The sequence below is a fragment of the Planococcus chinensis genome (genome assembly GCF_042681545.1).
Lineage (GTDB): Bacteria > Bacillota > Bacilli > Bacillales_A > Planococcaceae > Planococcus > Planococcus chinensis.
This window is the reverse complement of the sequence record NZ_JBHUFW010000004.1, coordinates 1,028,556-1,040,660: the sequence shown is the minus strand read 5'-3', so window position 1 is coordinate 1,040,660 and position 12,105 is coordinate 1,028,556. Positions and strand designations below refer to the sequence as shown.

Sequence of the window (12,105 nt, the reverse complement as noted above, 5' to 3'; positions counted from 1 at the left end):
GGAGGCAAAGGATGGAGAAACAAATAGCTGATCATTTGGAAGGCTTCGGTTTGGCCGATATGTTTCCGCAACGGTTGCAGCGAGCGATGCGGCTGGAATCCTACGCAGCAGGAAAACGGCTGTTCACCCAAGGCGATACAGCCGACACGATTTGTTTTCTGGTCCAAGGAAAACTGAAAGTCTCGATGCTTTCCCCCGAAGGAAAACGGTTGATCCTCGCATTTAAATCGCCGTTCGATATTGTCGGCGATATTGAATATGTGCGGCATTGTCCATTCATCAATACGGTAGAGGCAGTAATGGATACGGTGGTAATCCGCATCCCTAATGAATTGGTACGGGCTGAAATGGCCGATAACACGGCCTGGCTGCAATTCCTGCTTGAAACCATCACGCATAAATTCGAAATGAAATCGCGTGCCATGAACTTTAACCTGCTTTATTCCGTTGATGTGCGCGTGGCCAGCTACCTGCTTTCCATGACGCCGGAAAAGCCGGTGATCGATTCGACATCGCTCGTTGATATGGCGGATTTGATCGGCACGAGCTATCGGCATCTGAACCGGGTACTGCAACAATTCGAACGGAACGGCTGGATAATGAAAAAACGCGGAACCATAACTTTGCTTGACCGCAAAGCGCTGCTTCGCCAAGCCGGACAGAATATTTACGAATAGGAGGAGCTCACATGGCCCTTGGCATTCTTTTAGCGTTGTTCGGCGGCACACTTGTCTGTCTGCAGAATACGTTTAATGCAAATGTAAAAAAACAGGTCAGCGTCTGGTCGACCACTGCTTTGGTCCTCGGACTTGGCTTTGCTGCATCGTTTGCCATCGGCATCGCAGTAGAAGGCGCCGGATTATTCCAATTTGAAGCGGAACCATGGTTCTGGTTCAGCGGAATTGTCGGTATCGGAGTTGTCACTTGTGTCACACAAGGCGTGCAACTATTAGGTCCGAGCCGCGCCATATCACTCGTCATGGTATCCCAGATTCTTTTCGGTCTCGCTTGGGATACGCTTGGCTGGCTTGGCCTCGAAAAAGTACCATTCACATGGCAAACCATGTTTGGTGTCTTGTTGATTAGCGGAGGGGTATTATTGTTCCAATTAGGGACGGTATTGGAGAAGTTCGCCTCGCTTAGGCGACGCCGTTCATTAGACAGCGTCCGTTGAACCGGCACTTTAGGGATCCATTAAAAGGAGCAGCGGACAGTGATCCGCTGCTCCTTTGCTTCTTTTAATTTAATTATACTTAGTTATCAAATTTAATGATCAAATTGGTCCCGTCGATCTGGACAGGGGCGGATTCCATTACTGTTCCCCGCCAGAACACCTTCACTTGATCTCCTTTTTCAAACTCCGTGTTTAATTGTTCATTGACCCACGGGATGGAAAAATAAGTCCCCTGTGCTTGAGCCGCTTTCTCTTCCAACAACCGCTGTATTTCATTTTTTGTTTTGTTTGCCGTCTCATGCTCCTTTAGCTCAATTATTAAGAGCCGCTCTCCTCCTTCCAATTCGCGCATATCTGCTACATAGCCTCGATCAACTCGTTGAAAGACATACCAGAATGCCGCAATGAAAAGTAGGAAAACAAGAAACCCAAAGAATATCCTCTTTAACATTTGTACCTCCTTTCAGGTTTTTTCTTTTACCCATTCATTAATTGCTGCAATTTCATCGTTCAGTTTCAACTCCAGACGCTCAACTTTCCTCTCTAGTTCTGCCGTTTTATTTTGAGCGGCTGGAGAAACACTATATGCCACGCCTAATCCGATGCCGAAAAGCGCACCGGCTGCTCCAAAAGTTATATAGCAATATTCCCCCTATTGCTATGTATAGCAAAGTCAAAGCCATCACCTCCATTTTTCTGCAATCGAATCCCCCCTTTTATACTTCCAACTGAGTAATCCGATGCCGCAAGATCTTTATTTAGCATAAATTTCGGAATAAGCGATTCCTCCAGCAATAACAATCACGAGGCTTAGAAAAAAGATAACCTGCTTCTGAACTTCCGTGATCCTTTCCTGCTGTTCATGCTGATTTCGCAGCAGCGAAAATAGAAAGAGCAGTACAATTGCCCGCCAAATCCCTTCAATCCAAATGATTTCCTGCTTTAAGCCTAAAAAGATATATCCAATCAATGAATTAATGATGATGGATACAGAGAAAAGCTTAAGTTTCTGATACATTTCGGCAAGATCCTTCCTTCCTGTGCGGCACCCAATGAATACTTTTTTCTTTAAAGGGTGGTAAAACTTCTCCTTAGGTTTTGAATGTTTCTATATCCCCTTTAGAATTCTAAAAACAGCTCCGACTATAAAAAATAATAAATTATAAAAAACGGCTTTTTGTGATAGACGGAACCATTCCTCCTGGAGCACCTTTTCATTCTTCTTCATTTTCCACACAAATTTACATATTTTATAAAGTTCAATGAATGATAATGTCCCAAAAATGATTACTCCTAAAAAACTGATTCCGATTGCTAACGATAATAAATTCAATTGATCTTTTCTCCTCTGATCATTTGAGCTGAAAACTAACTATCGGAACCGCTCGGTTTCCCATATATTTTAAAAGGATAAAGTTGGAAAATGGCCACCCGGCAGGATTACGAATTTCCTGAAATGCCTATCTTCATTTTCTTTTCCGGATAGAAAACCAAGGGAATAACCCCGACGAGTCATTCTGATTGTTTTACAGTAAAATAAGGCCCGCAATCCAACTCATGCGGAATCACGAAGGTCCACGCAAATTCCCTATCTACTACATAAATATCTTCAATAAAAACATCGAAATGGGCTACCAAATCTCCACCTTTTAACTCTTTTGCATTTTGAAGATAAAGAGCATTTTCTTCTCCGGCATAAAAGATGAAGCATTCTTTTTTATTCAGCCCGTTAAAGGCAGATATCGCTTTTCCCCCTCTAGTGCTAGCTGCTTTATCTAAGCTGAACACATTCCACATGCTCTGATGAAAACGAATTTTTCTCTTTTGGGAGTCGCTCAAAGATTGAGCGAATATGCCTTCCCACCTCGCGAGAAATTCATCTCTCTTTCCTTGCACGACCTGAGAAGGGATGCCTTTGAGGTTGAGAAGTTCTATTTGTTTTTTAATTAAGCTTCCCACTCCTGATCCCTCCAAGTGCAATCCACTTTAGAATCTAAACTAATCTTTATACCGATCTGAATTGCTATTGGTCATGTCTTTTCATTTTTAAATCATCTCATAAAGCCGCCTTCAGAATGGATGACCTGCCCTGTAATCCAGCCAGCCTCGTCGCTGGCCAAAAACTTGATGACCTTTGCGGCATCACTTGGCTTGCCTATCCTGCCAAATGGAAACATCGGCTGCAAACTTTGCGAGATCTCCGGCGTCATCCATCCGGTGTCAGTCGGCCCCGGGTTGACGGCATTCACCGTAATGCCAAGCGGGGCAATTTCTGCCGCCAATGTGACAGTCAGCGCATCTACCGCCCCTTTTGTGGTGGCATAGGCCAATTCACCAGGCATCGGTCCCTGGGACTGGCCTGACGTTAGGTTGATGATGCGGCCTCCAGTTTTCTTCTTGAAGCGCTTGGCAAACTGACTGCTGAGCAACGCGGTTGCACCGACATTCACTTTGAAATGCCGGTCCAGATCTTCTGCTGTCAGGTTCATATAATCGTTGTTCGTGGAATAAGCAGCGTTGTTCACCAAAATGTCCGGAGGTCCGATTTCCTGTGTTACCTGCTCCAGCAATCCATCCAGCCCATCAAAACGGGTCAAGTCCATCTCCACACCGGCCGCCTTCACCCCATATTGCAGAAGTTCTTCTTTTAGCCGATCAGGTTCAGACGCGTCCGAACCCCATGGCATCCTCTCGTCATAGGGCCCCCAATAAGTGAAAAAGACATGGCAACCGTTCATGGCAAACTCCCGGCAAACTGCAGCTCCTATTCCATCAAGTCTGCTGGCACCGGTCACTAAAGCTATTTTCCCTTCAAGCTGTGTCAATCCATCACCCCTTCTTCTGCTTGCTATCCTTTCGGATGCAGCATTCCATTATTTTATGATTTTGTACCAAACTTCTACTTGCTGCGCAGTTTCGAATGTCTTCAACTTTTCCAGGTGGATTTCATGCTCTTCAAGGCCATCAAACAGACGGATTCCTTTGCCCAGAAGAATCGGAGCGATCGCGATTTGCAGTTCATCCGCCAATTCCGCTGCAAGCAGCTGCTGGCCCGTGCTCGCTCCTAGCACCAGGACATCTTTGCCGTTTGCGGCTTCTGTTGCTTGGCTGATGGCGCTTTCAATGCCGTCTTCTACAAACGTGATGGTAAGCCGCTCGTTCTCTTTAGGGTGCTTAGCCGGCGGACGATGGGTCAAAATGAACAACGGCACCTGGTACTCATAGTGGTCCGCATAAGCGTCGGCATTTTCTGCCATATCGAATGTATGGCGTCCCATGACCACGGCGCCTGTGTTTTCCATTGCTGCTGGAATTCCTACGTGGGGTGTATAGCTGGCATACAGTTTCTTCAAATCCCTGTTGGAATCGGCAATGAAACCGTCAAGCGACTGGATCATGCCGAAATAAACTTTCCCCATTTCCATCTCTCCTTTAAAAGATTAGACTTCGAAGTCCGTTTGGCATATGTTTCTTGGGATGATATTAGGCTTAATGTGGATCTTCGCATAAGAAGTTAGTCCCTACTAATAACTTCAGCCTTCTTTTCCTTAATATACGATTCAAAGGCTTCTTTGGCTAGGTATTTTTCTAGAATACCCGAAAGAAGAACCGCACTTTGCGAGCAGAAAGTATTTGTCGGCTGAGGCTGTAAAAGGTTTGAACGAGTGGGCCAAACGGGAAAACACAGTAACAATTACATTCTCAAAAGAAGGGATGATTTTATGTCGAAAATTGCAGTGGAACAACCGTTTACTGACATTCAGCAAGCCTTGCGCAAAAGTGGCTACCAGGCGGACATGATTGACCAGCGTGAGAAAGGCTTAACGTACGATATCCTGGTCGTACGGAATTTGGAAAGCTATGATGATCTTCGTTTTAACGGTTCGATCATTGAAGTGAGCGGGCGGACAATCAACGAAATCGTAGATGAGGTTGAAGAGCGCCTGATGCGCGCTGGCAAAATCCAAGGGCGGGCGGATGCAGAAAAGAGCAGATCCGGAAGCGGATTTTTCACAGGCTTTATCAGCGGGGCGGTAATCGGTTCGGCAGCGGCCCTCCTCATGGCTCCAAAGAGCGGCAAAGAAATGCAGATTACCGTCAAGGAAAAATTAGCGAGCAGTGATTCAGGCTCAAGCAGTGAGAAGAGCGGAAAGCTGGACCAAGTCAAAGAAAAAGCTGCAGCCTTGGCAAGCCAGGCAAAAGAAAAAGCAACGGATGCTACTAATCAAGTGAAAGAAAAAGTTTCAAGCCCAAAGGATGGCCAAAGCACAACCACCGTCCAAAATGCCGAAACAGAACAAATTTCCGTAATCCCAAAAGAACCATACGTTACACCTCAGTCGCCGAATAAACCTAAATTCTAATTAATTATGAAAGAACCGTGCAGGCAGCCCCTCTCTGGTAAGCTGACTGCACGGTTTTCTGCTTCCGAATACATCAATTTTTTTGCTAGCCCGGAAGCACTTTTTCCTGGCAGTGAAGAAACACTCCGCTTCGGAAGAACGTTTGGCAGCTTTGTCCAACACTGCTAAAATGGATATTGAATGCCTAACGAATCAGTATAGGCTATTATTAATGAATATTAGGACTGCGTTGAACAGCGCCAGCTAAAGAGAATGGATTCAAACTCTACTAGTTTCAGAAAGCTGTATCTGGACAATGAACTGCTATTAAAAACACACAAAGACTGGAGTATATTACATGAACCATTTAAGCATTGAAAGCCGGCTTGCCATTCTTGAAGCGATGTTAAACGGGAGCCGCGTAGCGACCGTAGTGACCGATCCCCAACAAAATGACAACCCAATCATCTACACCAATCAAACCTTCGAAACCTTAACCGGTTATGCCCGCGAAGATGTTATCGGATTGAATTGCCGTTTTTTGCAAGGCGAGGAAACCAATCCAGCAGCCATCCGCCAGCTTAAGGAAGCGATCGCGACCAATGAAAAAACCACAGTCACGCTCCTGAATTACCGGAAAGACGGGACTCCGTTTTGGAACCGGCTGAACATTGAACCCGTGACGATTGAAGGCCGGCCCTATTTTATCGGTACCCAGACCAATGTTTCGACCGAAGAGCAACAGCGGGTCCTTCTCTCAGAGCAGGAGGAAGAAATCAACCGGCTGCTGCTGCCGATACTGCCGATCCGGGACGGACTGGCGGCCGTTTCGTTGATCGGCAAGATGAACGATGAGCGTTTTACGATCTTAATCAGCAAACTGAGTGAATTTGTCCAAAAAAATGCGACACAGCATGTCATCATCGATATTTCCGGCGTCATCTGGGAAGACCATCCCTTGGTCATCAAATTGAAGATGATCCAGGATGTGATGCGGCTGATGGGCTGCAATCTGTATGTCACCGGCCTTACGCCGAAAGCCGCAATCGAAATTGCAGGATTGCAGGATTTGAACGGTTCCCTTGTTACATTTTCAACCGTCCAACTCGCTATCCAATTCATCGAAACTGCTCCTCTCAAAGTCTGACATGGCCTTTAACAGAAAACCCCGAATGCGCTGCGGCGCATTCGGGGTTTTCTCCTTTTATTAATAAAAATGTCCACTATTTTTGCTGGGCCAACTGGATAAAGTTGCCGCATGTGTCATCGAAGACCGCAATGGTAACTTCCCCCATCTCCGTCGGTTCAATTGTAAACTGTACTCCGAGTTCTTTGAGGCGTTCATACTCCGTCTCAATGTTATCCACGCCGAACATCGTAGCCGGAATTCCTTCGGCAAATATCTTTTCCTGGTATTCCTTGGCAGCCGGATGGTTGTTCGGTTCCAGCACAAGTTCGGTTCCCCCTTTCTGCTCGGGAGAAACCACCGTGATCCATCTGAATTCCCCCATCGGCACATCATGTTTTTTAGCAAATCCCAATTTTTCAGTGTAAAACTGCAATGCCTTGTCCTGATCTTCAACGAATAAGCTTGTAACGATGATTTTCATTCAAATTCTCCCCTTCCTATTTTTAAAACTGATTTATCAAGGGCTACTCTAACCATCTCTTCAGCAAATCTTTGAGCGGTTCGCCAGTGAACATCAATACGCGGTACTTCCCTTTCCGTTCTGATTTCACCAAGCCGGCTTCATCCAACACAGCAAGGTGTTTGGCAATCGCCTGCCTTGAAATAGACAATGCATGCTTAGTGATGAGGCGCACCGTCAATTCATACAATGTCAATCCGTTGCGTTCCGTAAGTTCATCCAATATCAGCCGCCGAGTCGGGTCGCTGAGCGCTTTGAATACTGCATCATCATTTTTCATAACTTCATTATAAGCAACCAATAGGTTGCATGTCAAATTCGCAACTCCTTCCACCTACACTGAAACCTCTTTTACCGTTTGCTCGTTCCGTCTTCAATAAACCGTTTTCCGAACCAATCCCAGCTGCCTTTTCGGATTTCAATTTTTCATTCAGTCCAGCTTTCAGGATATAAAAAAAACGCCTTATTAAGGAGTTTGAGCTTGTAGACAAAAGAATAATTTTTCAAGTAGATGAATAAAACTAACGAAAGCTGTGTTGGATCCTCCACTCCAGGCGGACGCTTTCCGCGAGCTCGCGCCGAACTAACTCGGACTAGCGTCCGAGTGGATTTCGGCACTTCGCTATCCCGCTGGAGTCGCCGCCTTCCGTTGCGGATCCTGAAGCCTGCGGCTTGTTCCTGGTAGATTAAAGCAGGATCAGCGTTCTTATCTTATCTTATCTTATCTATTAGATACAGGTGACGCTCCCGACCTTGCTGGCCACGAGACTCCTTTGGAACCAGCTCGAGCTGAAGACCCTGGACTGAGCGTAGCGAGGGAAGCGGCTGAAGCCGAGCCCACGTAAAGCGAAGTGGCCAGCCCGGTCGGGCTTATAAATCCCTATTTATTCAAATCAGACTTTGTCTACAGTCTGAAACGCCTTATCAAGGCGTTTCAAACTTTTGATCTGATTTTCTTTTCCTATTAGCTGTGCAAGCGTGCTGCCTAAGACTGCCTCTCAGGACTGACGGTTAGAACTTCACCGCGCCTGCCTGGTCGCTTCTGCGAGCCAGCAGCATCAACGGGATCAAGATCAAGGACAGCAAACCGCCAAGGAGCGAAAGCGTCGTGTAGCTGGAGCCTGCCACCACCATTCCTGACAAGACCCCGCCGGTCGCACCCGAAAGGGCAATAAATACATCCACGGTCCCCTGGGTTTTCGCCCGTTTCAATGGATCAGTGGAGTCAACCACTTTTGTGGTGCCGCTGATCAAACCGATGTTCCAGCCGATTCCGAGCAATGCCAATGCCACAATCAGGAAGAACAGCGAATCCCCCGGCGCAAACGCAGCGATTGCGCTTGCCAGGACCAACGTCGCTCCGGACACTGCCGCCATACTATTCGAGCCGAACCGGTCGACGAGTATTCCGGTAAACAGGGACGGAAGGTACATCGCTCCAATATGGATGCCGATAACGAGTCCGATATCGGCCAAATCATGGCCATGTTGCCGCATATGCACCGGCGTCATTGTCATGATCGCAATCATGATCATTTGTGTCAGTACCATCAGGGTTGCCCCTGCCGCGATGCCTTTTGGATTGTGGAGTTGCGAATCGGCTACGGATGCTTCATCGTGTTCTTTCCGGTAGGCTTCAAGTGCTTTTGCGATCAGGAACGGATCAGGCCGGAGCAAAAGAAAAACGACTGCGCCTGCCATAAGAAAGGCAGAACCCGATAACAGGAAAGGACCGGACAGCACCGGAATGCCGATGGCTGAAGCCAACTCACCCATGACTCCCACCATATTCGGACCGGCAAACGCTCCGATTGTAGTCGCCACCATCGTGATGCTGACAGCTTTGGCCCGCTGGTTCTTGCCGGCCAAGTCCGTTCCGGCGTAGCGGGCTTGCAGGTTGGTCGCCGTTCCGGCACCGTAGACAGTCAAAGCGATGAACAAAAGCGGAATGCTGTTGAGTATCGCAGCAAGTACGACACCCAGTCCGCCGAAACCGCCGACCAAAAAGCCGGCAGTCAATCCGGAACGCCGGCCGAGCCGTTGGGAAAGCCTTCCAACCAGGAAAGCTGCTCCTGCTGAACCTAACGTGAAAAGAGCGACAGGCAGTCCAGCGAATGCATTGGTTCCAAGCATTTCTTCAGCCAGAAGCGCCCCTACTGTGATTCCGGCTGCCAGGCCGGCTCCGCCGAATATCTGGGAGAAACTGATAACCAGCAGCACCTTGCGATAGAGCTTTTTCAATTTCTCCGGATCGTTCAGATAACTGCGCACCGTTTCATCACTAATTCTCATGGTATATTCTTTCCTCTCTGTGGAATCGCTTCCATACCTATTTCTCAAAAACGCTTTTTCCAGTTCGCTTGACTCCGTTGTGCCAACGAAACTTTAGTTTTATGTAATGCGCAATGAATAACTTTACAAATTTCATTTTACATTATAAAATTCAACTATTCAATTGATTACTTTAATAGATAGGGGAGAATATCATGGAACCACGCGAATTCAAAGATTTCGTCTACGGACAATTTGCCCGGATCACTAAAGCCCTTTCCAGCCCACGCCGGTTTGAGATCCTTGACTATTTGTCCCAGGGACCGAAAACGGTGGAAGGTTTATCAAAAGAAACGGGCATGTCTGTCGCCAATACGTCCCAGCATCTTCAATCTCTGCTCGAAGCGAAATTGGTGAAATTCAGTAAAGATAAAAACTTCGTCTTTTATTCGTTGGCGGATGCCGAAGTGGTGGAAGCTCTCCACGCAATCCGCCAGCTGGCGGAAACCCGTTTTTCAGATATCGGCCAGCAGCGCAAAGACTATATTGAGCGGGATGACAATGTGAGAGTGGTCCACCTTGAAGAAATGCTGCAGGACCTCAAGAACGGAGACGCCATTCTGATCGACGTCCGGCCGCAGGAAGAGTATGAAGCGCAGCATATTCCGGGCGCATCGTCCATGCCGCTTAAGAGCTTGGAAGACCATCTCGCTTCCCTTCCGCGCGATAAGAAAATCATCGCTTATTGCCGCGGGCCGTACTGCCTGTTTGCCACACAAGCGGTCGAGACATTGAATTCATTAGGCTATGAAGCGTTCCGCATAGAAGAAGGCATCCACGAGTGGAATGAATCGTGCGTCCATTAACCATCTGCTGGACTGGACTAAAAAGTACGGGTCATGCTATCCGTTCCCTTAGCTGCATATAAATGAAAATCCAAAGGATACGAGACCTTTTCCGTTTCCTTTTCGAAGGTGAATGCAATGAAAGCCATCCAAATTGGCATCAAGGAAAACATCCTCAACTTCATCTTGCTGGTCATCGCCAATTTCTTCGTCGGTTCCATGGTCGGTTTGGAGCGGACGCTCCTCCCGATCATCGGCGAGGAAGATTTCGGCTTGGCTTCCACCAGTGCCGCGTTGTCGTTCATCATCAGTTTCGGCTTCTCAAAAGCTGTGGTGAACTATTTCGCGGGAGCCATTGCCGACCGGTTAGGCAGAAAAAAAGTCCTGCTGATCGGCTGGGCAATCGGGCTGTTTGTTCCGTTGCTGGTCATTTTCGCCAGTTTCTGGTGGATGATTGTCGCAGCAAACGTCTTTTTGGGCATCAACCAAGGGCTCGCCTGGTCCATGACCGTCAACATGAAAATTGACCTTTCCAAACCGGCACAGCGCGGATTTGCCGTCGGCTTTAACGAGTTTGCCGGTTACACCGGCGTCGCCGTAATGGCAGCCCTGTCCGGTTTTGCCGCTTCGGCCTATTCGAACCGGCCGGAGCCCTTCTATATAGGCATAGTTATTGTCATCATCGGATTCCTATTATCACTTAGCATTAAAGACACAGCGTCCCATATGAAAATGCAGGCAAGCTCGGCGAATAAAACCAAAGCCGTCTCTGCAATCGACGTTTTCAAAGATACGACTTTCAAAAACCGGAACCTATCCATCCTGACGTTCTCGGGGCTTAGCACCAATCTTAAAGACGGGATGGCTTGGGGTCTGTTTCCGCTGTTTTTTGCTGGCGCCGGCTTGACCGTCTCGCAAATCGGGATGCTGGTCGCCCTCTACCCTGCTTCATGGGGGCTTTTCCAACTTTTCACCGGCATGCTCAGCGACAGCATCGGCCGGAAATGGCTGATTGTCGGCGGCATGTGGCTTCAAGCCCTATCACTTTGGATGATCCTGGTTGTCGGGAGTTATGGCTGGTGGGTTTTGGGCGCAATCCTTTTAGGATTAGGGACAGCCATGGTCTATCCGACGCTGCAAGCTGCCGTCAGTGATATAGCTGAGCCTGCTTGGAGAGCTTCTTCTATGGGAGTCTATCGTTTCTGGAGAGATAGCGGCTTTGCTTTCGGGGCTGCTGACAGATATGCTGAATGTCAACTGGGCAATCGGAGTGGTGGCTTTCCTGCCGTTGAGCACTGGAATTCTTGCAGCGATGCGTTTAAATGAAACATTGCCGCGCTCTTAAGAGCTAGTCAGCCACAAATGTGACTTTATAGATAGAAGGGGCTGAAAGTTTAGTTGCAATGGAATCAATGGCAGTATGATAGTCTTCGGCCATATATGGCTTGTACCGGACGAATTCATCTGCCAAGCTTTGGATGTCTTTTCCTTTCCACGTGCTATCACTATAATAATCCTCGAGTTTTCTTAGGTACTTTAACTGGATATACACTTTATCAATCTCTTCAAACATCGAAGAGTGCATTTTTTCATCCCATGAAAAACGGGAAATTTCCTTGTTATTCCGGTCATATAAATAAGCATCTAAAGCCATTTGTTAACCTCCTCCTTATTTAGGAATTTATTTATGAGCAGCATAAGAACCTTAATTGGAGCAACTTCAAAACTAACTATGTATTTTATGATCCTCCTATTATTCGAATGCAAAATTAGAGCTAATTAATAAAAACGAACACTTGCGGAATGGCAAACAACTGAACACC

General features: G+C 47.2%; 14 protein-coding genes and 1 pseudogene. 6 read left to right on the top strand and 9 right to left on the bottom strand.

What is annotated here, in order from left to right:
• Positions 1–11: 11 nt before the first annotated feature.
• Entirely contained in the window at positions 12–677 is a 666-nt protein-coding gene (locus ACFSDB_RS07525; RefSeq protein ID WP_204892169.1) for a Crp/Fnr family transcriptional regulator, read from the top strand.
• Between the two features lie 11 nt (positions 678–688).
• A complete protein-coding gene (locus ACFSDB_RS07520; RefSeq protein ID WP_204892170.1) occupies positions 689–1,174 on the top strand; it encodes a DMT family transporter in 486 nt (161 codons plus the stop codon).
• Positions 1,175–1,253: 79 nt separating this feature from the next.
• On the opposite strand, the gene ACFSDB_RS07515 is transcribed toward ACFSDB_RS07520, so the two are convergent.
• The 5 genes from ACFSDB_RS07515 to ACFSDB_RS07495 all read right to left on the bottom strand — a co-directional run bounded on the left by ACFSDB_RS07515 (position 1,254) and on the right by ACFSDB_RS07495 (position 4,593).
• Positions 1,254–1,625, bottom strand: coding sequence for a DUF3221 domain-containing protein (locus tag ACFSDB_RS07515; protein ID WP_204892171.1), 372 nt, complete (start codon positions 1,623–1,625; stop codon positions 1,254–1,256).
• A 303-nt stretch (positions 1,626–1,928) separates the two neighbouring features.
• The gene (locus ACFSDB_RS07510) at positions 1,929–2,192 is read right to left on the bottom strand and encodes a hypothetical protein (RefSeq protein WP_204892172.1); all 264 of its coding nucleotides are present in this window, start codon (positions 2,190–2,192) and stop codon (positions 1,929–1,931) included.
• Between the two features lie 494 nt (positions 2,193–2,686).
• Positions 2,687–3,133 carry a DUF4275 family protein gene (locus ACFSDB_RS07505; protein WP_204892173.1) on the bottom strand — a complete coding sequence of 149 codons (447 nt, stop codon included), beginning with the start codon at positions 3,131–3,133 and terminating at the stop codon, positions 2,687–2,689.
• Between the two features lie 92 nt (positions 3,134–3,225).
• On the bottom strand, positions 3,226–3,999 hold the full coding sequence (locus tag ACFSDB_RS07500; RefSeq protein WP_204892174.1) for an SDR family oxidoreductase: 774 nt from the start codon (positions 3,997–3,999) through the stop codon (positions 3,226–3,228).
• A gap of 48 nt (positions 4,000–4,047) precedes the next feature.
• On the bottom strand, positions 4,048–4,593 hold the full coding sequence (locus ACFSDB_RS07495) for a dihydrofolate reductase family protein (protein WP_204892175.1): 546 nt from the start codon (positions 4,591–4,593) through the stop codon (positions 4,048–4,050).
• A gap of 303 nt (positions 4,594–4,896) precedes the next feature.
• Here ACFSDB_RS07495 and ACFSDB_RS07490 point away from each other — a divergent pair, with 303 nt between their 5' ends.
• The gene (locus ACFSDB_RS07490) at positions 4,897–5,538 is read left to right on the top strand and encodes a YkuS family protein (protein WP_204892176.1); all 642 of its coding nucleotides are present in this window, start codon (positions 4,897–4,899) and stop codon (positions 5,536–5,538) included.
• Positions 5,539–5,875: 337 nt separating this feature from the next.
• Positions 5,876–6,664, top strand: a complete 789-nt coding sequence (gene ytvA, locus ACFSDB_RS07485; protein ID WP_204892177.1) for a YtvA family blue-light photoreceptor — start codon at positions 5,876–5,878, stop codon at positions 6,662–6,664.
• Between the two features lie 76 nt (positions 6,665–6,740).
• Here ytvA and ACFSDB_RS07480 read toward each other — a convergent pair whose 3' ends face one another.
• The 3 genes from ACFSDB_RS07480 to ACFSDB_RS07470 form a co-directional block, all read right to left on the bottom strand.
• On the bottom strand, positions 6,741–7,127 hold the full coding sequence (locus ACFSDB_RS07480) for a VOC family protein (protein ID WP_204892178.1): 387 nt from the start codon (positions 7,125–7,127) through the stop codon (positions 6,741–6,743).
• Between the two features lie 43 nt (positions 7,128–7,170).
• Positions 7,171–7,446 carry an ArsR/SmtB family transcription factor gene (locus tag ACFSDB_RS07475; RefSeq protein ID WP_204892458.1) on the bottom strand — a complete coding sequence of 92 codons (276 nt, stop codon included), beginning with the start codon at positions 7,444–7,446 and terminating at the stop codon, positions 7,171–7,173.
• A 731-nt stretch (positions 7,447–8,177) separates the two neighbouring features.
• Positions 8,178–9,458 (bottom strand): MFS transporter, encoded by a 1,281-nt coding sequence (locus ACFSDB_RS07470; RefSeq protein WP_204892179.1) that lies wholly within the window; start codon positions 9,456–9,458, stop codon positions 8,178–8,180.
• A 194-nt stretch (positions 9,459–9,652) separates the two neighbouring features.
• Here ACFSDB_RS07470 and ACFSDB_RS07465 point away from each other — a divergent pair, with 194 nt between their 5' ends.
• Together ACFSDB_RS07465 and ACFSDB_RS07460 are read left to right on the top strand one after the other, a co-directional pair.
• A complete protein-coding gene (locus ACFSDB_RS07465; RefSeq protein WP_204892180.1) occupies positions 9,653–10,303 on the top strand; it encodes an ArsR/SmtB family transcription factor in 651 nt (216 codons plus the stop codon).
• 117 nt (positions 10,304–10,420) lie between these two features.
• A pseudogene (locus tag ACFSDB_RS07460) lies at positions 10,421–11,627 on the top strand (MFS transporter).
• Positions 11,628–11,630: 3 nt separating this feature from the next.
• Here the strand turns inward: ACFSDB_RS07460 and ACFSDB_RS07455 are convergent.
• A complete protein-coding gene (locus tag ACFSDB_RS07455; protein WP_204892181.1) occupies positions 11,631–11,936 on the bottom strand; it encodes a hypothetical protein in 306 nt (101 codons plus the stop codon).
• Positions 11,937–12,105 lie beyond the last annotated feature (169 nt).

What these genes read in the sequence shown, in the direction of transcription:
- ACFSDB_RS07525 (WP_204892169.1), top strand. Translation starts at nt 12, where the DNA reads ATGGAGAAACAAATAGCTGATCATTTGGAAGGCTTCGGTTTGGCCGAT.
- ACFSDB_RS07520 (WP_204892170.1), top strand. Translation starts at nt 689, where the DNA reads ATGGCCCTTGGCATTCTTTTAGCGTTGTTCGGCGGCACACTTGTCTGT.
- ACFSDB_RS07515 (WP_204892171.1), bottom strand. Translation starts at nt 1,625, where the DNA reads ATGTTAAAGAGGATATTCTTTGGGTTTCTTGTTTTCCTACTTTTCATT.
- ACFSDB_RS07510 (WP_204892172.1), bottom strand. Translation starts at nt 2,192, where the DNA reads ATGTATCAGAAACTTAAGCTTTTCTCTGTATCCATCATCATTAATTCA.
- ACFSDB_RS07495 (WP_204892175.1), bottom strand. Translation starts at nt 4,593, where the DNA reads ATGGGGAAAGTTTATTTCGGCATGATCCAGTCGCTTGACGGTTTCATT.
- ACFSDB_RS07490 (WP_204892176.1), top strand. Translation starts at nt 4,897, where the DNA reads ATGTCGAAAATTGCAGTGGAACAACCGTTTACTGACATTCAGCAAGCC.
- ytvA (WP_204892177.1), top strand. Translation starts at nt 5,876, where the DNA reads ATGAACCATTTAAGCATTGAAAGCCGGCTTGCCATTCTTGAAGCGATG.
- ACFSDB_RS07480 (WP_204892178.1), bottom strand. Translation starts at nt 7,127, where the DNA reads ATGAAAATCATCGTTACAAGCTTATTCGTTGAAGATCAGGACAAGGCA.
- ACFSDB_RS07475 (WP_204892458.1), bottom strand. Translation starts at nt 7,446, where the DNA reads ATGAAAAATGATGATGCAGTATTCAAAGCGCTCAGCGACCCGACTCGG.
- ACFSDB_RS07470 (WP_204892179.1), bottom strand. Translation starts at nt 9,458, where the DNA reads ATGAGAATTAGTGATGAAACGGTGCGCAGTTATCTGAACGATCCGGAG.
- ACFSDB_RS07465 (WP_204892180.1), top strand. Translation starts at nt 9,653, where the DNA reads ATGGAACCACGCGAATTCAAAGATTTCGTCTACGGACAATTTGCCCGG.
- ACFSDB_RS07455 (WP_204892181.1), bottom strand. Translation starts at nt 11,936, where the DNA reads ATGGCTTTAGATGCTTATTTATATGACCGGAATAACAAGGAAATTTCC.